Origin of the sequence: Paenibacillus sp. D9 (assembly GCF_001188365.1) — a bacterium.
GTDB classification, from domain to species: domain Bacteria; phylum Bacillota; class Bacilli; order Paenibacillales; family Paenibacillaceae; genus Paenibacillus_O; species Paenibacillus_O humicus.
This window is the reverse complement of sequence record NZ_JZEJ01000001.1, coordinates 321,579-345,006: the sequence shown is the minus strand read 5'-3', so window position 1 is coordinate 345,006 and position 23,428 is coordinate 321,579. Positions and strand designations below refer to the sequence as shown.

20 protein-coding genes and 1 pseudogene are annotated in these 23,428 nt (G+C 51.0%); 7 read left to right on the top strand and 14 right to left on the bottom strand.

What is annotated here, in order from left to right:
• Positions 1-60: 60 nt before the first annotated feature.
• The 9 genes from arsC to VE23_RS01525 all read right to left on the bottom strand — a co-directional run bounded on the left by arsC (position 61) and on the right by VE23_RS01525 (position 9,727).
• A complete protein-coding gene (arsC, locus tag VE23_RS01560; RefSeq protein ID WP_048748346.1) occupies positions 61-519 on the bottom strand; it encodes an arsenate reductase (thioredoxin) in 459 nt (152 codons plus the stop codon).
• On the bottom strand, positions 509-1,924 hold the full coding sequence (locus VE23_RS01555; RefSeq protein WP_021879775.1) for an arsenic transporter: 1,416 nt from the start codon (positions 1,922-1,924) through the stop codon (positions 509-511). Before VE23_RS01555 ends, arsC begins: the two co-directional genes overlap by 11 nt.
• 13 nt (positions 1,925-1,937) lie before the next feature.
• Positions 1,938-2,240, bottom strand: coding sequence for an ArsR/SmtB family transcription factor (locus VE23_RS01550; protein ID WP_048748362.1), 303 nt, complete (start codon positions 2,238-2,240; stop codon positions 1,938-1,940).
• Positions 2,241-2,389: 149 nt separating this feature from the next.
• Positions 2,390-2,617, bottom strand: coding sequence for a hypothetical protein (locus tag VE23_RS26285; RefSeq protein WP_157053888.1), 228 nt, complete (start codon positions 2,615-2,617; stop codon positions 2,390-2,392).
• A gap of 36 nt (positions 2,618-2,653) precedes the next feature.
• A complete protein-coding gene (locus VE23_RS01545; RefSeq protein ID WP_049867131.1) occupies positions 2,654-3,415 on the bottom strand; it encodes a sugar phosphate isomerase/epimerase family protein in 762 nt (253 codons plus the stop codon).
• 305 nt (positions 3,416-3,720) lie between these two features.
• Entirely contained in the window at positions 3,721-4,566 is an 846-nt protein-coding gene (locus tag VE23_RS01540; RefSeq protein WP_049867130.1) for an MBL fold metallo-hydrolase, read from the bottom strand.
• Positions 4,563-5,258, bottom strand: a complete 696-nt coding sequence (locus VE23_RS01535; protein WP_269746007.1) for an SDR family NAD(P)-dependent oxidoreductase — start codon at positions 5,256-5,258, stop codon at positions 4,563-4,565. The genes VE23_RS01540 and VE23_RS01535 overlap by 4 nt, the downstream gene beginning before the upstream one ends.
• Positions 5,259-5,599: 341 nt before the next feature.
• Complete coding sequence (locus VE23_RS01530) at positions 5,600-6,730, bottom strand: Gfo/Idh/MocA family protein (protein ID WP_049869594.1); 1,131 nt, start codon at positions 6,728-6,730, stop codon at positions 5,600-5,602.
• Between the two features lie 303 nt (positions 6,731-7,033).
• Complete coding sequence (locus tag VE23_RS01525) at positions 7,034-9,727, bottom strand: adenosylcobalamin-dependent ribonucleoside-diphosphate reductase (protein WP_049867128.1); 2,694 nt, start codon at positions 9,725-9,727, stop codon at positions 7,034-7,036.
• Between the two features lie 282 nt (positions 9,728-10,009).
• Here VE23_RS01525 and VE23_RS01520 point away from each other — a divergent pair, with 282 nt between their 5' ends.
• The 3 genes from VE23_RS01520 to VE23_RS01510 all read left to right on the top strand — a co-directional run bounded on the left by VE23_RS01520 (position 10,010) and on the right by VE23_RS01510 (position 13,801).
• The gene (locus VE23_RS01520; protein WP_084781677.1) at positions 10,010-11,773 is read left to right on the top strand and encodes a DEAD/DEAH box helicase; all 1,764 of its coding nucleotides are present in this window, start codon (positions 10,010-10,012) and stop codon (positions 11,771-11,773) included.
• Complete coding sequence (locus tag VE23_RS01515; RefSeq protein ID WP_049867126.1) at positions 11,770-12,720, top strand: YqhG family protein; 951 nt, start codon at positions 11,770-11,772, stop codon at positions 12,718-12,720. The genes VE23_RS01520 and VE23_RS01515 overlap by 4 nt, the downstream gene beginning before the upstream one ends.
• Before the next feature lie 163 nt (positions 12,721-12,883).
• Positions 12,884-13,801, top strand: coding sequence for a hypothetical protein (locus VE23_RS01510; RefSeq protein WP_157053887.1), 918 nt, complete (start codon positions 12,884-12,886; stop codon positions 13,799-13,801).
• Positions 13,802-13,840: 39 nt separating this feature from the next.
• Here the strand turns inward: VE23_RS01510 and VE23_RS01505 are convergent, their stop codons facing one another.
• Positions 13,841-14,032 (bottom strand): YqzE family protein, encoded by a 192-nt coding sequence (locus VE23_RS01505; protein ID WP_048748351.1) that lies wholly within the window; start codon positions 14,030-14,032, stop codon positions 13,841-13,843.
• Positions 14,033-14,156: 124 nt separating this feature from the next.
• On the opposite strand from VE23_RS01505, the gene VE23_RS01500 reads away from it, so the two are divergent.
• A complete protein-coding gene (locus VE23_RS01500) occupies positions 14,157-14,873 on the top strand; it encodes an N-acetylmuramoyl-L-alanine amidase family protein (RefSeq protein ID WP_048748352.1) in 717 nt (238 codons plus the stop codon).
• Here the strand turns inward: VE23_RS01500 and VE23_RS01495 are convergent.
• The 4 genes and pseudogenes from VE23_RS01495 to VE23_RS25615 form a co-directional block, all read right to left on the bottom strand.
• Entirely contained in the window at positions 14,838-15,626 is a 789-nt protein-coding gene (locus VE23_RS01495) for a divergent polysaccharide deacetylase family protein (protein WP_049867124.1), read from the bottom strand. The two genes, VE23_RS01500 and VE23_RS01495, sit on opposite strands and share 36 nt — an antisense overlap.
• 684 nt (positions 15,627-16,310) lie before the next feature.
• Positions 16,311-18,878 carry a DEAD/DEAH box helicase gene (locus VE23_RS01490; protein WP_049867123.1) on the bottom strand — a complete coding sequence of 856 codons (2,568 nt, stop codon included), beginning with the start codon at positions 18,876-18,878 and terminating at the stop codon, positions 16,311-16,313.
• Positions 18,875-19,783, bottom strand: coding sequence for a HamA C-terminal domain-containing protein (locus tag VE23_RS01485; RefSeq protein ID WP_232316763.1), 909 nt, complete (start codon positions 19,781-19,783; stop codon positions 18,875-18,877). Before VE23_RS01485 ends, VE23_RS01490 begins: the two co-directional genes overlap by 4 nt.
• Before the next feature lie 758 nt (positions 19,784-20,541).
• Positions 20,542-20,983: pseudogene (locus VE23_RS25615) on the bottom strand (transposase); the annotation flags it as partial.
• A 337-nt stretch (positions 20,984-21,320) separates the two neighbouring features.
• Here VE23_RS25615 and VE23_RS26895 point away from each other — a divergent pair.
• The 3 genes from VE23_RS26895 to VE23_RS25610 are packed head-to-tail and all read left to right on the top strand — an operon-like array spanning position 21,321 to position 23,400.
• The gene (locus VE23_RS26895) at positions 21,321-21,866 is read left to right on the top strand and encodes a ComF family protein (RefSeq protein WP_198156123.1); all 546 of its coding nucleotides are present in this window, start codon (positions 21,321-21,323) and stop codon (positions 21,864-21,866) included.
• A 2-nt stretch (positions 21,867-21,868) separates the two neighbouring features.
• Positions 21,869-22,873, top strand: a complete 1,005-nt coding sequence (locus VE23_RS01480) for a DNA-processing protein DprA (RefSeq protein WP_049867122.1) — start codon at positions 21,869-21,871, stop codon at positions 22,871-22,873.
• Positions 22,874-22,890: 17 nt separating this feature from the next.
• The gene (locus VE23_RS25610; protein WP_084781218.1) at positions 22,891-23,400 is read left to right on the top strand and encodes an HAD family hydrolase; all 510 of its coding nucleotides are present in this window, start codon (positions 22,891-22,893) and stop codon (positions 23,398-23,400) included.
• Positions 23,401-23,428 lie beyond the last annotated feature (28 nt).

Below are 23,428 nucleotides of genomic sequence, written 5' to 3'. Positions count from 1 at the left end.
AAAAGGCATTCGGACGCGAGCGGCGTCGGAATGCCTTTGCTGCCTGTTGAAAAACAAGCATTATGGACGGGAGGAAGGCTCCTCGCCGGCCTCGTTTTTGCTTTCCCGTGCAAAATCGGCGATTCGGGCATGAATGGCATCGCGCACCTCGCGGAACTTCGCCATGATCTCCTCTTCCGTTCCCGTCGCCTTGGCTGGATCCTCGAACCCCCAGTGCCATTTGACGACGTCCGGATTGGAAATGGCCGGGCAATGCTCGTCCGCATGCCCGCACAGGGTAATGACATAATCGGCCGCGTTCAGCAAATCCGGATCGATCACATCCGAGCTGTGCCCGCTTATATCGATGCCGGCTTCCTTCATTGCTTGCACCGCGCGGGGATTCAAGCCATGCGCCTCCAGGCCGGCGCTTCTGACGTCGAACCGTCCACTCCCTTCCGCCTTGAGAAAGCCGTCGGCCATCTGGCTGCGGCAGGAGTTGCCGGTACATAAGAAATATACGATCGGTCTAGCGTTCATAGGACGGGATATCCCCTTTCCTTTTTGATTTTGACCTTGCAATCAGCAGCCAGCCGAAGGCTGCAAAGATCAGAACAGCGCCCGCATTCGCAAGCCAGACATGAATGACATTCAAGGACAGGAACGATAGCCACAAATAGAGTCCGGACAGAGTAATGAGCAGCGTCGGAACCGTAAGCGCGATTCCCGTTTTGAAATAATACCCCCAGCCGATGCGCAAGCCTTTGCGGGAAAGGACATGCAGCCAGAGGAGAGTAGCCAGCGAGCCGATCGGCGTAATTTTCGGCCCAAGATTGGAGCCGATGACGTTGGCATATATCATCGCTTCCCGAATGACGCCGCTAGTCTTCGTCGCCTGGATAGCCAGCGCATCGATCATGACCGTCGGAAGATTGTTCATGACGGAGGACAGCACCGCTGCGATGAACCCTGCAGCTATGCTCGTCATCAGCAAGCCTTGCCGGCCGATGGCTTCGAACAAGGAAGTCAGCGAGTCCATCAGCCCTGCATTCCGAAGGCCGTATACGACGACGTACATCCCGATTGAAAAGATGACGATCGACCACGGAGCGCCTTTGACCAGCTTCCGGACATCCACCTCCGGGCTCCTTCGTACGGCTGCCAGAAACAGGAGCGCTATCGCTCCGGCCGGTATGGAAACCGGAACATGCAGCCAGCCGCTGGCAAAGTACGTGATCGGAAGAGCCGCCAGCACGATCCAGGCGAGCTTGAACAGCCGGGGATCCTTGATGGCGTCCCGCGGATTTTTCAGCTCGCCGACCGTATAGCTGCCGCGGATGCTTTTCCGGTAGAACAGGTACAGCACGAGCAGGCTGGCCGCTATGGAGAACAGCGATGGAACGATCATGCGGCTGGCGTATTCGTCAAAAGAGATGCCGAAAAAATCGGCGGAGACGATATTGACGAGATTGCTGACGACAAGCGGCAAGGATGCGGTGTCCGCAATGAAGCCGCTCGCCATGACGAAAGGCAGAACCATCCGATCGTCGAACCGGAGCGCGCGCACCACCGCCAGTACGATCGGAGTCATGATGAGCGCGGCTCCGTCGTTTGCGAACAGAGCCGATACGGCCGCCCCCAGCAATATCATATAAATGAACATGAGCAGGCTGCTTCCGCCGGCCAGCCGAGCCATATGCAGGGCGGACCATTCAAAAAAGCCGATCTCGTCCAAAGCAAGCGAGATCAGGATGATGGCGATGAAAGCCAGCGTCGCGTTCCATACGATTCCCGTTACCGCCGCCACATCCTCGAGGGTAACGACTTGAAAGAGCAAGGCGGCAATCGCTCCCCCGGCGGCCGGCCAGCCGATGCCGAGTCCTTTGGGCTGCCAAATGACGAATAGTAGTGTAATTGCAAATAGAATTGCTGCCGTGATTGCCATCTTTGACCCCTCTTTATTCCCCGCAGCCCTTCAACCGGTTCAGCCGTTCGGTTTGCGGCGGGATGCAGCTTAAAATCGATTCCACATGAGATTTGTCTTCCAGGCTTAAAGAATAGTAGATCCAGGTCCCTCTGCGGGATTCCTTCACGAATCCGGCCTCCTTGAGCTTCCTCAGATGCTGGCTGACGCCAGGCTGGGACAATCCGACCAGCTCGACAAGATCGCACACGCACAACTCCCGCTCCCGAAGGCAGGCAAGGATCATGAGCCTTGATTTGTCCCCCAATAGCTTCAAATGTCCGGTTAATTGTTCCATCCTAGCTTCCACTATGCACCTCCAGCACGAACTTCTCCCGCTATTATATTAGCAATCATTTATATAAACAATTGCTAATATAACTTGCCGTCTTTTTATAGGTTGAAAATTCGGATGAAGTTCATCTTGACCTTGAACATGAGATTGCCTCATCTCACTGGCAAGGGAAGAGTCGACAAATTGAACTCTATTGCTTTGATTAAAGTAACTCGACATTCCTTATATGTGCGCTGCGTCTTGCACATAATCGGAGAAGAATGACTTCTTTCTTCCATGCGTTCAACTGTTCGGACCTTCTTTGGCGGCATAGAAAAATCCCCTCCGATCAACAGCGCCGAGTTCATGATGGCATGAACTCTTTTTTCACTGTCTGCCATGAGGGGATCATATCCTCCTGTCATGCTCATAGAAGATTAAACCAGACCAGCCTCTTTCAAATTAAGGTAACTGACCAGCACCGTTTCGAATGCGGTCAAGTTGCGCAGCTGATCCTGCTCGACTGTCATCCATTCGACCCCGCCGATTTCACACGCCGCCCGGATCGAGTCGTGGATGCTGACGATGCCGGTTCCGATTGCCGTCCATTTGCCGACCACGTCCGTCCCATAAACATCCTTGATATGTATGGCGGGGACGCGGCCTGCCATTTTGCGCAAGATGTGAGCCGGATCGGCTCCGCCGACTGTTATCCAAGCCACATCCATGCGGAAATACAACGATTTCGGATCGGTATGCTCCGCCAGAATGTCCAGCGCATACAGGCCGTTGAAGGTGGTTTTGAATTCGTGGTCGTGGTTATGGTAGCACAGCTTCAACCCTTCGGCAGCGAGCCGTGCGCCTGCGGCATTGTACAGCTCGGCGTCGCGCAGCAGCTCCTCTTTCGAGTTGCAGGGCGCCCACCATAAGGTGACATGGGAAGTTTCCAAGGACAACGCTTCCTCAATGATTTTGTCGAGGTCGTTGCGCAAATGATCCAAGCTCGCGCTATGAGTGGCTACTTGCAAACCGAGTTCATGAAACCGCCTGACATTGGCTTTCACATCTCCTTGCAGAAGCTCGCCGGCTCCTTCGATGCCTTCATAGCCGATGTCAGCCACGCGCTGCATCGTTCCCCAAAAATCCTTTTCCGCTTCTTCCTTAATCAAGCCGATAAGACCTAGCTTCGGTCTGTTCATTTCGCCCGCTCCTTGTCGTTTTTGTCCTTTGACGGAAAAGCTCCGCTATCAAGCGCGAAGCGCTTTGAGATGGGATAGCTCGGGTTCTTTTTCCGGAACCAGACAGTCGTTGACATTTCGGTACAGGCCTACCATCTGTTCATTCGGCTCGCCGGTCTCTACTGGAGGCTTACACGACGGGTCTGCACGGCTCGCGGATATCTACATCCCATAACACCGTTATCAAACACAACGATGGCATGCTCGCCTTTCCCGCAGCCGATAAAAGCCACACGATTTGAGTGGCTCATTTCCAATCCTTCCATTTATTCACGCAATGCCGCAGCGGAAACGTACACATACCGCTCGAACCGCGCCATGACATGGCTTTTCTGCGTCGGATGCCGGTCATACAAATAGTCGATAAAATAACCCGGGTGCTCCGAATTTCCTGCGAACATATCGTAATGCAGCGGAATGACCGTGTCGAAGCGAGCTGCGACCGAGAGCTCTGCCGCTTCCCTATAATTCATGTTGCCTACGATATTCCTCGCCTTGCGGAATGGGTCGCGCCCGTTGATCGGCAGCATGCCGAGGCCGATCGATTCGGCCTGCAGCAGCTCGATCAGTCCGGGATATACGGTGGTGTCTCCGGCGTGGTACATCGTAACGCCGTTCAGCTCCACGACATAGCCTACGAAGCGATGGTCCAGATCATCATCGTATTCCAGCTCCTCATGGGCGGAGGGCAGCGGTTTGATCCGGAACCCAGGCCCGTTCCACCACTCGTTCGTTCGCGCCGAGAGCAGCTTGTCCGGTCGGACTCCGAGCCGGAGCATGTCCTCCCGACAATATCCCGGAGCCATGTAGACCGGGTCGCTGTGGGCTTCGGCCAACGCGGAAACCGTGTCCGGATCCAAATGATCCATATGGTCATGGGTTATGAGCACATACTGTGCATTCGTCATTTGCTGCGGCTTCAGCGGCGGCTCGAACGCCCGATGCGGCGAGGGCGTCAAATACGGATCGATGTAAATGACCACATCCCCTCCCTTGACGACGACGCTGCATTGGCCGAGAAACCATACCGCCAGCATGCCGAACGGTACACGGGTGTCGTCGATCTCTTGGATCAGCGCTTCTCCGATTCGTGTCGATGATTGGTTCGTCATAAGCCCAGCCCTCCATTGATATGCAGTTCGGTGCCTGTTACTTGGCTCGATTCATCGGACAATAGATAGACGGTTCCATAGGCCATATCTTCAGGTGTCTGCATGCGGCCGGAAGGGACATGCGTCAATGCCTTCCTATGCAAATCGTCCTCGCTTATGCCCATGTTCTGATGGAGTTCGATTTCCCCTTCGGAAGCTACCCAGCCGACCGTCACCCAGTTCGAGCGGATGCGTTCTCTTCCGTAATGGGCTGCGATGTGGCGGTTCAACGTAAGCATGGCTCCCTTGGAACAGGAGTAGGCGGCCAATTCTTTTGCGCCTTTGTAGCCGTTCGTCGAGCCCATATGAACGATAGAGCCTCCCCCGGTTTTCTGCATGGATTGAATGGCGTACATGGAGCAGAAGAATGCGCCTTTCATGTTGACGGCAAAAATCGAGTCGAACAGCTCCTCCGACGTATTCACCATCGAGCCTCTTGGGAAAATGCCGGCGTTGTTGACAAGACCGTCAACTCTGCCGTACCTGCCCACCGTCTCATCGATCAGCTGCTTGCACGCCGCTTCCCGGCTGATATCCCCTTGGACAAACAACGCCTCCGCGTCATGGACGTCCTTCATCTCTTTTACAGCTCTGGCGCCGTCCTGCTCATTCCTCCCGCCCACTACTACCGTGGCGCCTTCTATGGCGCACATCATAGCGACTCCCTAGCCGATGCCCTTCGTTCCGCCTGTTACGACGATCACCTTGCCATCAAGCCGTCTCCCCATGTTGATCCCCTTTCAGCGTACAACGCGCCTATTAATCGTTATACAAGTTGGACGTAGGATTCCAACAATGACTGCACAGTCGGAATGTACTATGGATCGCTGTAGAGTCCCGAATTTCTTCATGATCTCCTTACTAGGGAGAAATTCGGTTCTCAAGGCGACGCGTTTCAGGCCTCAATGCGGTAGGCACGGACCATGGATTCCAACCCGTACCGCGCTGTATCAAGAGCGCTTTTGCCCCCGGAATTGAAATTGACGGCTCCTTGCTACAGATCCAGCTGATTGTATTTCAATCCAAGCGGCAGCGGCGCTGGACGGTCAACCTTCGTTTGGAGATGCACATGCCGGTTCGTCTCCGAAGCCTCTAAGATACCGAGTGAAATGTCCAAAATGTGCTCGGCCAAGCGGCCGCTCGCCCGATTAGGCCTGCCGCTGCGAATCGCATACGCCATATCGGCAACGCCCAGCCCTCGGCTGTCTTCCGTAAATCCGTGCGAAAGCGGAAGCTCCTTTACTTCACCGCTGCGGGACTGGATGGTCAGCAAGCTGCCCAGTTCGGATACAGGAGCGAAAAAGTTCGGATCCGGTACTGTCATATTACCTTCGGTACCGAATATTTCCAGCCTCGGCTTGTAGCCGAAGCTTTCCTTGGCAGCTTGCAAGCTTGCAACCGCACCGCTGTGGAAGTCCAGTACGGCCGTAATGTTGGTAGGCGCTTCTACCGGGACGATGTCGCCGCAACGCGGAGATTTGGGGTTCTGAATGATGATTTCATGGCGGAGCTGCTGGGCGGAACCGGTCACTCTCCGAACGGGACCCAGCAAATGGACCAGTGCCGTCAAATAATACGGTCCCATATCCAGTAGAGGGTCGCCGCCGAGCTTCAAGAAATGGTGGAAATTCGGATGCATGCCGGCTTCGGCATTCCCCATAATGATCGTTGCATTCGCCGCATACGGGGTTCCGATCCAGCCTTCATCGATGAGCTTGCGGCAAGTTTGCAGCGCACCGCCCAAGAAGGTATCTGGAGCGCAGCCGACGAGCAGGCCTTTGGACTCCGCAATCGACAGCACCTCTCGTGCATCTTCCCTTGTCAGAGCGAATGGCTTCTCCGTATAAACATGCTTGCCGGCATGGAGCGCCTTGATATTGATCGCCGCATGCGCTGCCGGGGCCGTTAAATTGAGAACGATTTCAATTTCCGGATCGGCAAGCAGCTCGTCGACTGAGCATGCTGCAGGAACGTTGAATTCTTCCGCACGCTTCTTGGCAAGCTCAGGCACCAGATCGGCACATGCGACGAGGTCCACGGCATGATCGAACACTTGCGTCAAATTTTTCAAATAAATTCCGCTGATCATGCCGCAGCCGATGAGGCCTGCTTTTACCCTATGCATCAACATCACCTATTCTTTCTTCGACTTTTTCCATAATAAAGAAATTTTAACGCATTCTTATTCTATCACGCTGCAGCCTGCTTGGCCCTTCTGAAAATGCTCGATCAAACAGCAACTAGAAGCACGCCCATTTGACCCGAGATATGGACACTTTGAAAAAATGCCCTTTCTCGGGTTCTTTGTGTCAGTTCTCATAAGCCCAAGGAAAGATTGAACCGTTGGTATTATTATAGAGGCGTTTAGTCAATCATCAAAAAAACGAAGCAGAATGTTTAATTCGACTTCGTTTTTTGCTTTCTACTGTTAACCGCAGCGGCTATAGCCGCAATGGCTGCAGGTTTTGCAGCCTTCGACATTGATCAGCGACGCGCTGCCGCAGGAGGGACATAAATCCAGCGACGAAAGCTCTCCTCCGCTCCGCGCTAGAGCAGGCGGAGCTTCAGAAACCTCTTCGCGATCAGCTCTTTGAGAACGTTGTTGCGATCTCCTAACATCTTCTTCGACAGGATGAGGAACAGCATGCCCGGCATGCGTCTCCAATGCCTTGGCAACCGCATCCGCGATCGACTCCACCCGGTTCGCGCCGAAGCCGATCGCGCCCGAGCCGCCGATTCCCTTGAGATGCTTGATCAGATGCTCGACCTTATGCCCGTGGTCGCCATAACGGAGGAACAGCGAGCATACTCGCCCGAGCGCCTCCGCCATGGCGAATACATCCGAGCCGGCCTTGCCGACGTTGAGGAAGATTTCACCCGGCGTGCCGTCCATGTCGTTGATTGTGATGTACGCCATTCCGAACGGCGTATTGATTTTGTACGTGGCGCCGCAAAGAACTTGCGGCCGCTTCCTGTACTCCTTGTCGATGACCGTGCCGGTGCCGATGTCGTCATTGCCGGCTCGATGAATACCGCCCTCCGCGGCTGCCGCTGAACTCCTTGCAGCAGTCGTCCCGAGGGGCGGCCCAGCCGTTCCAGCCTTGCCGCCGCCGAACGGCTCCCTATCGATCGAATCCACTGAAAGCGGTGGAACCGAGTCTCGAGCCTCCTCCGTTTCGGGCGCAGCGCCATCCTTCCCCATCGCCGTGCTCAGCACCTGAGTATCCCGGCTGCCGTCGCGGTAGATCGTCACGCCCTTGCAGCCGAGCTCATAGGCGAGCTCATACAGACGGGCCGTCTCCTCCACCGTGAAGTCGGCCGGGCAATTGGCCGTCTTGCTGATCGAGCTGTCCACCCAGCGCTGGATCGCGGCCTGAACGCGGATATGCTCCTCCGCCGACAGCTCCATCGCCGTCACGAACCAGTCCGGCAGCTCCTCGCCGGGATGGGCTTCCTTCCACTTCTGCGCGATCGGAACGAGCTGCTTGTCGTACCCGAGCCGGCTCTGCCGATAGTATTCAAAGGCAAAATAAGGCTCGATGCCGGTCGAGGTTCCGACCATCGTTCCGGTGCTGCCCGTTGGCGCCTGCGTCAGCAAGGTCACGTTCCGGATGCCCCGGCTGCGCACCGCCTCCGCCACCTCCGGGAAGGCCGAGACCATTTCCTTCATGAAGCCGCTCTGCAAGTAGAGCTCCGCATCGAATGCCGGAAAAGAGCCCTTCTCGGCGGCAATGTCCGAGCTGGCCAGATAGGCTTCCCTGGCAATGAAGCGGTATAGGCTGTCGAGGAACTCCAGCGATTCGGGGCTTCCGTACCGGATGCCGAGCCGGATCATCAGCTCCGCCAGCCCCATCGTGCCGAGGCCGACGCGCCTTTCCTTTTTCTGGTTCCGTTCATTTTGCCCGAAGTGGTACGGCGTCTTGTCGATGACATTGTCCAGAAACCGTACGGACCACTGGACGACACGGCCAAGGTCCCCCCAATCCACATCATGCTTCTCTTCGTCGTAGAACTTCGAGAGGTTGATCGCGGACAGGTTGCACACGCCCCAGCCGGGAAGTCCTTGTTCACCGCAAGGATTCGTGCAGATGATCGGGTTGAAATACCAGCTGTTCGACATCCGGTTGTAGTATTCCATGAACACGACCCCGGGCTCCGCCGACCGCCAGGCCGATTCCATGATCGTCTGCCAGACGTCGCGGGCTCTGACCGTCCGATAAGGCGCGACGGTGCCTCCGCGCTCTTTCCATGCGAAGAGATCCCCGTTCCAATGCCCGTCATAATCGGGATGCCTCGTATCCGGGAAGACGAGCTTCCACTCGGCATCCTCCTTGACCGCCTGCATGAAGCCGTTGCTGACGCAGACCGACAGATTCGCGTTCGTCACCTCGCCCATCTTCTGCTTGACCGTAATGAAATCGAGCAGATCCGGATGCCAGTCGTTGATCATGAGCATGAGCGCGCCGCGGCGGCTGCCGCCCTGCTCGATAAGCCCCGTCGCATAGCTGAACAGGCCGCCCCAGGACACCGCCCCGCTGGAGGCGCCGTTCACGCCGGCTACGATCGCCCTCCTCGGCCGCAGCGAGCTGAGATTGATGCCGACGCCCCCGCCGCGGGCCATGATTTCCGTCATTTCCGTCAAAGTCCCCATGATGCCGCCTCTGCTGTCATGAGGGGAGGGAATGACGTAGCAGTTGAACAGAGTCAATTCCTCGCTCGCCCCCGCTCCAGCGGCGATGCGCCCGCCCGGCACGAGCTTCCAGCCGTCCAGGATGCTTCGGAACCGATTCTCCCACAACTCCCGCGCCTCTTCGCCCTCTACGGATGCCATCGCCTTGGCCAGGCGCTCCCACATCTCCTCCGGCGTCCGCTCTGCGGGTAGAGCCAGCTTCTCCACATCCGATTCCACCCGCTCTCCGCTGCGGGTAACAACGGTAACCGAGCGACCGCTGCGGGCAATGATCTCGCCGACCTCCTTGGCCGGAAACTTCGGATCGTCCTTCGTCAGCACGAGCACGGTGTCCCCGACCGCCGCCTCGCCCGGATCGGCCTTCTTCCACGCGTACCGGTCCAGAAATATTTTCTCGCTCAACCCGTCCAGACGTTCGGCCTTCGTGTCCATAAGCAGCCAACCTTTCCGTATCCGGCGCGGCCCCTGATTCGTGTTTTCTCCGGGCTGCCGAAATTTAGTAGGTCTATAAAATCAATATCTAGTATCCATTCTTATTATACCCTACAACATATTGGTTTCGCTCCCCATTACTCGACTTTTTTCCTCTCCCTTATTAGAAGCCCTTGCTTGGGGCATACTGGGAACATTCCAAAGCCGAGAGGAGCCGATAACTTGTCGCGCACAACAAGAGAGAACGGACCCGCCAAGCTTCATCCGCTCGTCGACTTCCGCATGGACCGGAGCTGGTTCGACGATCTGCAGGCCCGGCTCGACCGCAATGGCCCTTGGGACGACTGGACGCTCTATCAGCTCGCCATGGAGGCCGAGCAGTCCCGGCGCATCGAGAGCTTCGAGGAGCTGCAGTCGCTGCGCTTCCTGAACGGCCTGGAGCCGATGAAGCATCAGATCGACACGGCGGTCAAGGTGCTGCATGATATGGGCGGACGAGCCATTCTGGCGGATGAGGTCGGACTCGGCAAGACGATCGAAGCCGGACTGGTGCTCAAGGAATACCTGGTGCGCGGTCTCGTGAAGCGCGCGCTGATTCTGGTGCCCGCATCGCTTGTCCTGCAATGGGTCCGGGAGCTCAACAGCAAGTTCGGCATCGCCGCCGTCGCCCAGAAGCGTGCCCACACCTGGAACTATGATGTCGTCGTCGCTTCCATCGATACGGCCAAGCGGGAGCCGCACAGGGATCTGCTGCTCTCCACCGACTACGACATGCTTATCATCGACGAGGCCCATAAGCTCAAGAACAAAAAAACGACGAATTACCAGTTCATTACGCAGCTCCGCAAAAAGTACTGCCTGCTGCTGACCGCCACACCGGTCCAGAACGACCTTGAGGAGCTCTACAATCTCATCACGCTGCTGAAGCCCGGCCAGCTCGGCGGACACGGCGAGTTCTCCTCCAACTTCGTCGTCGGCAAGCGCATGCCCAAGAACGAGGATCAGCTGCAGGAGGCGCTGTCCGGCGTCATGATCCGCAACCGCCGCGGCGAAGGAGATGTGAAATTCACGAAGCGGATCGTCCGCAACATCCCTTTGCACTTGTCCAAGGAAGAGATGGACCTCTACCACGCGGTCACTTCCTTTGTCAAAGAGCGTTATGAGGAAAGCGGAGGCAACCTGACGAGCATGCTGTCGATGGTGACGCTGCAGCGCGAGGTATGCTCGAGCCGCGACTCGGTGTTCCTCACCCTCGTGAACCTGTTCAAGAAGACGGCCGAGGACTCCCCTGTGCGCGGCAAGATCTGGGAGCTGATCGAGGTCATCAAGCAGATCAAGTCCAACACGAAAGCGGAGAAAGCGATGGAGCTCGTGCGGGAAAGCGACGGGAAAGCGATCATTTTCACGGAATACCGCGCGACGCAGGAATATCTGCTCCAGTTTTTCCGCGGCAGCGACATTACCGCCGTCCCTTACCGGGGCGGGATGGGCCGCGGCAAAAAGGACTGGATGATGGATCTGTTCCGCGGCCGCGCGCAAGTCATGATCGCCACGGAAGCAGGCGGAGAAGGCATCAATCTGCAGTTCTGCAGCCGCATCATCAATTTCGACCTGCCCTGGAACCCGATGAGGGTGGAGCAGCGGATCGGCCGTGTGCACCGGCTCGGCCAGACCCAGGATGTCCAGATCTTCAATCTGTGCACGATCGGCACAATCGAGGAGCATATCGTCAATCTGCTGCATGAGAAGATCGATATGTTCGAATCCGTCATCGGCGAACTGGACCATATTCTCGAGAAGTTCGAGAAGGAGGAGAGCATCGAGGAAAGGCTTGCGCGCCTCATGCTGGAGGCGAGCGATCCCGACGTCTTGACCGAGAGCATCGAGAACCTGGGCCGATCGATCAGCAGCATGAGAAGCCGGGCTGCGGAATCCGGGAAGCCCGTCGATTCAGAGGAGACGGCCGGCTCAGCGGCCGCGCGCAAGCATGCGATCAACCGTCTGCTTGACGGGGTCGGACATGTTGTGGAGGTGGATTCGCCATGAACGGAAAGCAAGTGCATCGCTATATCCAGAAGTACGCGGAGGCGACCGGATGCCGGATCGTCGAGAAATCCCCTTCCCATCTCACGGTGAAGCTGTCGCCGCAGGCGGACAGGGAGCTGACGAACCGTCCTTATTACTGGAGCTATGTCGACCGTGCCGGCGTGGAGCCGGAGACGATGACCTATCTGTTCGTGACCGACCGTTCGCGGTACGAGGAGCTGGCAAGAGAGCGCGAGGAGAGCGAGACCCTGGCGCAGCAGTCCGCGAATCCGATGGAGCAGGCGGCCCAGAGCGCTCTCGGCCGCTCCATCGGATTTGTCCACAGCTCCGTCTCCGGCGTCCGCACGCCCCGAGAGGACATGTATTTCGGCGCGCGCAAGCTCGATCAGCTGTTCGAGGCCGCACGCACGGGAGGCAGCTTCGTCTATTTGTTCCAGGAGCCGGAGCGCCGCTCGCTCCATCCCACGGAATCGGTCGCGTATACGGCTTGGCTCGGAGTCAATCTGCGGGTGGAATTCGCCTGCGACATGAAGCGCGAGGAAATTCATTCCTTCGGCGTTTCTCTCGCGACCGGCGCCGTCGTCGAGCGTTTCCACGAGCGGCTGGTCGACCTCAGGATGACGCCAAGGCTGCCCGCCAATGTGCATACGGCCAAAAACGGCATCACCCTCGGCAAAGCGATGAGCCTGATCGAGTCTTCGCTCGAGCGCAAGCTCAGGGGAGCGGATTTCTCCTGGGCCGAAGCCGCCTCGCGCCGTCTGGAGGAAGAGCTTGAGATCGTCGCCCACTATTACGATCGCCTGCTGGAGTCCGCGGAGGAGGAGCAGCGACCCGCTGTCGAGGAGCAATATGCGACCCGGAAGGAAGAAATCCGCTGGCAGTTCGAGCCCAGGGTTACCGCTTCCTCGATCAACTGCGGCATTTTCCATCTGGAAGGCATCGAGTGACAGCAATCTCCCGGGTCGGCCCGATCTCGCCAATAATAGCGGTCGTTTGCGCGACAGAATGCAGCATTCTTCTCGCGCGGGCCGCTCTACAATCAAGTAGACAAGCTTAGGAATCATGCATGCTGTCACCCTATAGCGGATACGACAGGGGGATGTGAAAAAAATGAGAAGAAGATCTTCAAGGGCCGCATCAACCGCAATCGCGGTTTTGCTTTGCGTCCTGTTCCTGGCGAAAAGTGCGGCCCATGCCGCGGCTCCGGCCGCTTCCGCTCCCGGATTGGCGGAACAAGCCGAAGCCTGGCGGGCGGCGCTGTCCGCTCAGCCGGAATTTGCCGGCTGGAAGGGCGCCCGCGCCGTCATCGAGCCTCTCGGTCCAGGCACCCATTCATGGCTCGTGACACTGGATAAAGCCGGACGGACAGCCGGATATATGATTATCAACGCCAGGCAGCCGGATGGATATTCGCTTGGAGAATACGGGGCGGGTTCCTACCCGCTCTATTCATCCGCCCTGCTTCAAAAGAAGCTCAAGGAGCAGAATGTGGCGGCTGCACAACTGTCAAGGCTCTACGCGTCGCCTGCCGCAGCCGTATGGCGGATTGTGAGCCGAGACCGCGAAGTCCTCTACGCCGACGCCTGGACAGGAGAAATCCTCCCCATCACCGACGGAGACTGGGCCAAGCATGTAAAGTCCTCCTCCTCTGTCAGCGCATCCGATAACGAAAAAAAGACAACGCTGGCGTTGTCTCCCTCGTCTGCGGCCCCGCCGACTAAAACGGCGGTCGCGTATGCCCGGACGCTTCGCTCCTCCGATCCGATGCAGCGGCTGAGCTGGCTCCTGTCCAAGCCGATCGGCAGCCCGACCCCCAGCTCTCTGACTTCCATTCTCAAATCGGGACGCCCGCTGGATTACGCATCCGAGCTGTATGGCGGCAAGGTGCTTCAGGTATGGCAGGCAGCCGGCCTTCACCGCTGGACGACGGGACAAGCCTATGCTTCCTTCGTCAACACGGAATCGGCCGCCAAACGATACATCACGCTTGAGCAGGCTCTGCTCGCAGGCCAGTTCTACCGCGTATGAGCAGAGAATGCCGAAGCGGATCCCTTTTCAGAGCGGCAATCATCCTTCCTTGCGGCGGAGCCCTCTGAACCAGATCAGCATGCTCATGCCAGGGACGCCGAACCAGCGCGTCAGCCAAGGCTCCTTGGCCTGCTTATGATCGCTGCGCTTCTGCTTGCGTACATCACGGGGCGTTTCCACATAGACAACCAGCTTCTCGGTCATATATTTGATCCAATCTTCAGGGTCCATCGTTGTCGCCTCCTCTTTATGCGCTTAGTATGTCCGATAACTTCTTGGCGCAAACGCGAATAGTCCTGCCTGATTGCGGCAAAGTATAAAGGTTCGGACAACTTTGCCTTATGGAGGATTGCAAATGGATTTGCGATGGATCGCAGCCGCGGCGCTTGCGGCAGCCCTGGTTCTCCAACCGGGGGCAGCGGCAGCCGCTTCCCTTTCCGACTCGCCGGATTCCGATCCTGCCGGTCCCCGGTACAAAGGGGCGCTCCCCTATGCCGAAGTACTCATCGACGCCGGCCATGGGGGCATCGACGGCGGCACTTCCTTTGAGGATGTGCTGGAGAAGGACATCAATCTGGCTGTCGGCAAAAAACTGCTGGCGAGCCTGCAGCAAAAAGGGATCAGCGCCGTCTTGAACCGCAGCTCCGACTATGCGCTCAGCGAGGAGAACCGCTGGCATCCGAGCCGGTCCCGCCATCAGCGCGATCTGTCCCAGCGGCGCCAGCTGACGGAGGAAATCCACACCGGCCTGCTCGTCAGCCTGCATGTGAACTGGTCCCGCAGAGCCGCCGCGCGCGGACCGGTCGTGCTTCATCAAGAGGGCGGCGAAAGCGTGCTGCTGGCGCTATGCATCCAGGACTCCTTGAACCGGCAGCAAAAAACGAATGAGCTGCCCCGTGCGGGCAGCCCATTCTATCTGCTCAATACGGTCAAGCAGCCTGCCGTCATCGTGGAAATGGGCTTCATCAGCAACGAGGGGGACAGGTCCATGCTGACTTCGCGGGAAGGCCAGGAGCAGGTAGCCGAAGCCGTCGCGTCAGGGCTTCGGCAATATAAGCTGCTCTTCCGCTGATGCCGGAACAAGCTCGGACAGCCGGACGAACCGGGTCGTGCCCGCCATGCGGCCGGCTGCCCGGGACAGCTCTCCCGAGGTCATGAGACCCGGAGTGCCGACATGCCCGATCGTGATGCTGTCCGCCTGACCGGCGGACAGCTTTTTTAATTTTTCCACTTGTCTGGCGATATGGCCGGCTTCATACACATCGTCCAGAAAGACGTCGTTGCGCAGGACGGGAACCCCGATTTCAGCCGCGACTTTCGGCACGACCGTCTTGAAGGTCGTCCGGCTGTCCAGGAAAAACAGCCCCCGCTCCTTGCATACCTGCAAAACGATCCGCATGATGCGCTCATCGGCCGTAATCTTGCTGCCCATATGGTTGTTCATGCCGGCCGCATGAGGCACATCGTCGATCGCCTTCTGCACCGCGAGGCGAACCTGCTCGTCGGTCATGCTGCTGAACAGCGCTCCCGGCCCCAGCCACTCCGGCTTGCCCTTGTTCGGCTCCATCGGCATATGGACGATGACATCCAGGCCGAGGCCATGCGCCTTCTCCGCGTCGGCATGCGTGGAGGGCATGAAGGGCATGATCGCGGCCGTAATCGGTACCGGCAGCTTGAACATCTCCTCCGTGCCCTTCATGTTGTTGCCGAAGTCGTCAATGACGACGGCCACCCGATGCGGCGGACTCGCCGATACATGCTGCTGCGGCAACAGCCCGATTGCAAGCATGCCGGCCGCCGCGGCTTTCCAGATTGCGTTCCTCATCAATCAGCACCCCCTGAAGGTTTCTCCTTCATTTTGCAGAGTAGGGATGCGTTTTATGTAAGGAGAAAAATGGCCTCTGTTCATACGGGCATCCCTTCTGGCCAAGAGGCATAACGGCTATAGTTAACTCCAACAGCACTCCATCCCATGTTCCGGTATGTAACCAATGAATTATCCATCATCATGATTTCCAGCTAAATAAAGCTTCCAAAATCAGCCCTTCATTCAACATTAAATGTCTGGCAAAGCCTTTTACTGAAACAAAAAAAGCCTTTCCCCGAAAGGAAAGACTACGTTATGCGGTCAAGAGGACTTGAACCTCCACGTCATTGCTGACACTAGAACCTGACTGAATCGCTTACGCTAAAGGGAAACCAAGCGGAAACTATGTCTTTCTTTATGGGAACCAAAAACCCGAATAGCCTTATTATCAAAGGTTTCAGTTCTTTCACAACTACTTCAAAAAGGAGAGAATAATTGTGAACAATGTATCTGTGTTTTATCACTTACTTTTGCCGGCCTTTAAGTATCCCATTATGATGGAACGTCGGAAACTGGTATGATGTGAATGATTATATTATTAACAGCGAATCAGAAAGCATTATAACAAATAATCAATTGAATCTCCTCGCAGCAAGCTGCGGGGAATTAATTAGACCCGCAGCGATTAAAATGGATTGTATTTCAACCCCATCCTAATGTGTTTGAAATTTCTTCATACTCTTGTGTATAGTTCGATCTTTGAAGTTTTTCTTTGAGCTCATTTTCCTGAAAATCACTTATTACACCGTTCTCTAAAACAAATAATTCAAGATATTTATTTTTCAAAAAAGTAGCAATATGTCTTTGAAATCCTATGTTTTGTAATTCAATAATAATATTATCCGTTGTTCCATACTCCAAATAATTATCCCAGTTTGGAATAACAACAGCTTCTTCATTGTCTTGATGTTTTATCCTTAATAAATCAACATAGTTTTTCACATAAATTTTTATTTTAAAACGAAGAACATTTTCAATATCAGATATAACGTTGTTTACTATGTGATTAATATGAGCCCGATTATCTTTCTGAAACGCAACAAATTCTCCGTTATTAATAGAGATTTCTTTATTGTTTTCATCAAAATAATTGATGGTCCTTTTTATAATTAAATTTACTGGCTGAGAATTAATCCATGAACTCATTAAGACCGCGTAATATTCTAAAACATGCTTATTTCTAGCTAATGGATTTCTTCCTCCCGATTCTTCTCTTTGCCAATTGTATAAATCGTAAAGTTTATTAAGTAAATTTAAACATTCTCCATATCCAGTCTCTCTAGGAATATCCATTGGGTTTATAGAAGATGATAAAACCTTATTCTGATAAAGCAATTTAATTGTAGAGCTTTGAGAAAGGATTTTTTCAGGAACTTTATTGAGTTTTTCTAAATAAGTGATTATCTCTTTAGACTGAGTATTACCATCTATGAATTTACTTCTAAGTATAGAATCAGTTTTACTCAGTGCATGATACGCTAAAATGTTACCGTAAGAATCTAACATTCTTTTTTCATTATCCGTTACATTCTTTCTTGTAAATGGCTCATTCTTGATTGAATGCCCGATATTGATATAAAATTTTCCTTGACTTGTCATAAGAACAGACGATACTTTTTCAACTGACTTATCTTTAACAATTTGAAGATCTTTGCTAGGTTCCTCCCATCGATTTCTTTTATCAACAATACGCAAACAGATGATGTTGCCGCTTAAATCTTCCGTTAATCGCCCTGCTCTACCAGCTAAGTTCCAAAAATCTATTTTCGATAATTTAGTTAATCCAATAGCATTGCTCAATATAAATATATTTTTCGCTGGAAGATTTACGCCCTCTAAAAGAGTAGAGGTGCAAAAAATGTTTTTTATTACCCTTTTCTGAAAAAGAAACTCAATCTTCTCTCTAACTCGCTGAGGTAGTCCGCCAAAGTGATAAGCAACGCCTTTTTTTAAACAATCCACAAGGTAATATTCTTCATGCATAGTTTCTTGAACAAGATTAGTTAATTGTTCAAGCTCATAATTATTTATGAGAGGTAAAGTCCTAGCATATTCTAGAGCATATTGAATAGTGTCATCTTTAGTATTGCAGTAAATGATATTAGGATTGTTCCTTCCTAAAAGATCGACGGCATTTTTTAGATTTATATGGGGATCAGAAGCATATCCACTATAATCTAATGCTAGCTCCTCACCATATTCTGAAAAGTAAAGTGCTTGCTTCTCAATGCAATCAATAAAAAAGCGATTTTGGGCAACTGAGTTTTCTTTTATTGCTAGAGTTTCTTCTACACTATTCCCGACTAACTGTAAAAAGATCTCCGTGTTTGGTACATTGGGAGACGAGAAATAAAGATTTATACTTTTACGTTTCGCAATCATTAATGCGTGATAGAATAATGGAGCACGTGTGTCAGTATCAGATAGTAATTTGTGTGCTTCATCTACAAGCAAATAATTTATTACTGGATTATTTTCTGATAAATATGATATAAGTCTCTCAGGAGTGAACACGAAAATAAATCTGGAATCTCCTTGCTTATACAGTAAAGGTACAATTGGCTTGGTTAGAATTTTGTATTTCCTGTTATCTATTACAGTTTTCAACTTTGTAGATACTTGATTTATCAATGCCCTTGTTGGAACTAAAAGCGCGATATTATCTGACCCATTCTTTTTTTCAATTAAGTATTTAATAAACGATTCGAAAATGAAAGATTTTCCAAACGATGTCGGACCAGAAAAACTAAAGTGGTTACTATCCTTCATCTTTTCAAATAATTTATATTGGGTATCTGTAAAAATATTAGACGAACCTGGAGCGGCTTGATATGTTTCTTTAACAATGTGATCTATAACTATTTCATCTGCTTTCACCTCTGTTTCACCGAGTACAATTTTGATTGATGGAAAATTGCCCAGTTTTACTAACACATTGTATGCTTGTAACTTAAACATTTGATCGTCGCTATAAAAGACATGAAGCAAACTGATTATTTTATAGGCTTTGTTTCTTGCTTCATATTTCTCAGAACGACAAAGAATATCAGCAAACCTGAGCAAATCCAAATATTCTTTATTTGTAAGGCTTTGCATCACAGTATTACTACCCATAAAATGGATAGCATATTGCTTTTCAAGTTTCTTTATTAAAGTTGACATATATGGATCAATAAGTGCCCTATCTACTAATTTATTTAGAAATGTCATTTTATTAAATTCTCCAGTATTTTTATTCTCGATAGTTCAATATCTAAAAAAGGCATTGTATACACATAAAAATTGTAGCCAAAAAGACCATGTTCCTCTATGTATTTTTCAATATTGGCGATTTTTTTTGTAACGACCTCGTTTATGTGATCCTCTATTACAGTTCTAAATTTGTCATTGGGCAATTTTCGTTGATCGGCATTGAGCACAACTTCAAATCCTACGAAAATTCCAAAGGCGTCATCAACCTCAAAAGAATTATCATTTGTAGGATAAATAAGTTGCTCAATAAATTGTTCTTCTTCAGTTGACCAAGTTTCTTTGAAAACACTAGCAGAAAGAAGGGACTTCTCATAAGTAATCCCACTTTTCCCTTCTCCCTTTTGGTTTTCTTCCTTAACAAAATCATTTATAGACTGAAATGCATCTCGTAATCCAGTGGTTAAGTCATCATATAATTTTGACTCACCGAAAATTAATTGGTAATTCCCACTCGGTAACTTTAAAAAGTGTATACCATCCGAACCATTCACATACATGTTCGTTGATGTTTTAAGTTCTAACTTCGACAAAATTTTTGGAGCATTTAGGTGACCTTCCAAAAAACAAAAAAGGAGGAATTCTCCTAGCTCCCCCTTATTTTCTTTATAATTTCGGAATTTCTCCCGAGCCTTTTGAGATAATGTCATTGGAGAGCCTTGATACTTCTCCTTCGTTTTCCTTGATACAGAAAAATCAGCGACAGATTCAATTAGACTTTCTACCATGCGGGCATAATCGAATTGATTTGCATTAATAGGACAAATAAATAGTTCTAAATTATTCTGTTGGTTGTTAACCTTATATGTTTTACTGTGTTTTAATACTTCTAACATCTTTTTAGAAAATGGACTAGTATTAAGCACGGCGTAGTCTCCCCCAAAATAATTATCTTATTAATTCGACATTCTCTAGAGATGTCCTCCTTGATCATATTAAGTTTATGCGGATAATTCCGAATATTCGTGAATCGCTATAGTGGGAACAATGAGGGTGATGTTACGGAGGTAAATCTATAAGGCAAAATGAATGTCGAAACCCGTAGTACATCTTAAATGTGTATTCCAAGTAGTCGTAGATGTTGGCAGTAATCAAAAATGGCAGTTACCAAGGCATTCCTGAAAACCCTTCATACCAGCTCCGATTGCTAGAAGTATGCTAACACAAATATGCCGAAAATCCTGAATGAACCTGACATAAATCATCTTTCTCCAACTATAAGCGGGAAATGTTACGTAATATCCCCACTTAGATCCATAGGTCTAGCTTCTACTGGTAAATATAAGCTGTTTATTCTCGAAGATATGCTATATAAGCATCCTACTTAACATCCACGTAAGGTGATAAACGAGAGCTTGAATATCCTGAAAAATAAAAAAGGCTCATAACCGTAAAAAAGCTAAACAGAAACCTTTTGTGTGTGAGCATGTTGCGCTCAAGAGGAATCGATCCGCCAGGGTATTAGTCCAATGGGACCTGAACCGTTGGCGCTTCTGCCAATCCGCAGCGACCGCATAAAAAATCAAACCCTCCAAACAAATGGAGGGTTAATATGTTTTTATGGTGGAGTTTAGTGGGATCGAACCACTGACCGCATCACTACCAGTTTGGCGAGCACGGCTTTCTATGTAGGGCTTGCTAAACAATTCTTTACAACGTTCAGAGCTAGGGCCCGCGAGACAGCACTGTTAAAAAAAAGAACGCGGAGCCTGCGCTCCAGGTTCACCACCAGAAGTTGCAATGAAATAACCCATTCTCTTGTCTTTGCAAGGCGGGAGCGAATACAGCCACGAACGTACTTGCGCTTACCTTCTTCGAACTTACCTTCAATCACAATCGCGTTACGTTCTCCGGTATTTTGTTTGACAACTTGTTTCTCTTCACTTGTCGGACCATTTTTAGGCTTGCGCCTCAGCGCCGGTCCACTGAGTCGGATTTCATGCAGCTTGCAGAAGCTTACGGTAGATTTGATCCGCTTGGACGACAGCCGGATAATATCCCATGCGCTCGCGGTACATCTTAATCACGTCAATGAGCGTCATGCTCTCGTTGAAGTTGTCCCCAGACGATCAAGAATCGCAGAATTTTCATAAGCATCCCTCCCACATATTTGATTTACGCTAAATTTTTTTTGAGTATCTCGCCGAGAAGCGACCACCCATAGTCAATAAATTATTACTAGCATATTCCATCTCTTAGGCAAGGAAGATCAAAGAATAATCCACTAAGCAATTAGTCGCTAAGAAATAGTTCATTGCACCCATTCCATCCAGTTGAAAATATGCAACTTTAGGAGTACTCTAGTTATTGAATCGTGGAAAATTATCCCTTATGGATGCCTTCCCTATTCTCCTGTTCTCATATTAGTTAGTACGAATCATAGAGTATAATGGAGGTATCGAAATGGTTTTTACAAAAGAAAAGTATAACAACCCCGATAAGATCTGGTACTTAGGTGTTTACAAACCCTACTGGGTCTATACCATTGATGGTAAAGTAGTAAACCCCGAGTTTGACACATTCTCTGGGAGAATTCTAGATGTAAAGAACAGCAAATTGCCTGCGCTCCAAGACTTCTTTACCCGCATTGATCGAAATATCTCACAAGGTGTTTCACTTTGCGTAGTCCCGTCCCACGATCCTGCAAATACTGATTCAGGTATGAGATGGATAGCACAGAAATTGGCTCAAAATGGAAGGGTTGATGCTTCTTCCTGTTTAGTGCGTCATACAAAGATTGTAAAGCTTGCACACGGAGGCGATCGGAGTAAATCAGTTCATTTAAACTCCATACGTGTGGATAATCAACATCTTGTCCAAAATAAAGCAGTACTCCTATTAGATGATGTAACGACTTCGCACAATTCGTTGAATGCATGCAAAGAGCTACTCTTAAGAGGAGGGGCTTCAATAGTCCAGTGCCTAGCGCTGGCAAAGACGGAGGGGTAATTATGCTTGATAGGGTTCACATACTTACGTTGTTAGGATTATCAGGGTTTGGTCGCAGTTCAGTAAGTACAGTTGTCGAGGAAGCGACTTTCACACCAAGCACCCCAGCAGAGATTTTGGATCTAATCCATATTGTTAGGGAAAAGTCTACCCGCATTAAAGTCCCTTCCTTGGTAGCGATCGAAGCGAGCTTCAAACTGGCCCAAAGTACTATAGAAAAATGCAATAAGCTGGACATCCATGTCATGGGAAGAACCGATAAAGACTTTCCTATTCGATTAAAAAGTATTCCCGATGCACCAGTTCTACTTTTCGCTAAGGGAAACTACAAGAGCCTAAACAGTGAGCTCTCAGTTGCAGTAATAGGGACTAGAGAGCCATCTCTGTACGGAGAACGATGTGGTGAGCTTTATGCGACACGCTTTGCCGAAAAAGGATTAGTAGTTGTGAGCGGTCTTGCAAAAGGAATTGACACAACTGGTCATCGCGGTTGCTTGAAAGCCAATGGCCAAACCATTGCAGTGTTAGCTCAAGGGCTAGACACAGGAATTTATCCTGCGGAGAATCGTCCGCTTGCGCAAGAAATTCTTGATCAAGGAGGTTGTTGGCTTAGTGAGTACTCGCTAGGGGTTCGAGGAAGACCTAACTTCTTTGTAGAACGAGATCGATTGCAAGCTGGTCTAAGCGCAGGTGTAGTTGTTATTGAAACAGATATTAAAGGTGGTACCATGCATACAGTTGGTTTTTGCCAAGAACAACAAAAACCACTAGGTTGCTTGAATCACCCTGAGAAATTCTTTATCAATAATAACAAGGCTCGAGGAAACAGGTATCTTATCGATCAAGGTAAGGCTCTGCCGCTATATAGCCAAGAGGATATTGATATGTTTATCTCAAAAATGGAGCCCCTCTCCGTTATTCAGCAAAAAACATCTATTAAAAGGGTTGAACCGCAAAATAAAAACAAAATTAAACCCGATATCCCAGACCAACTTGAGTTGTTCTGACTGAGGAGGAAAGAACCATGGGAATAATATTTGACCTTGATCAGACCTTAATCGAATCCCATACAGCGGAAGCGCTCCGACGAGCGCGTAATTGGACTGTAGTATATGGGATGGTCCCACAGCTCTCTCCTTTTGAGGGTATTCACGAGCTATTAACTGAGCTAGATAACTCCTCTGTTCCATATGGTATCGTAACGTCAAGTCCCTCATCATACTGTAGTCGTGTGATAAATCATTGGAAATGGAATGTTCGTTGCACAGTTTGCTATCATGATACCACAAGAAAAAAACCACATCCCGATCCAATTAACCTTGCTGTAAGCAAACTGGGAGTTCCAAGAGAAGCCGTTATATCTATTGGTGACGATCCTAATGACATACTTGCTTCTAGAAGTGCTGGTGTCGCATCAGCAGGCGTATTATGGGGGGCTCGGAATCGGCATGCGTTGATAGATAGTAAGCCTGACTTCTTATTCGAGACAACTGCCGAGATGGCCGCTTTTTTGAGAGAAAGATATATCCCTTAACTACTTGTCCTATTCCATATTTTATGAT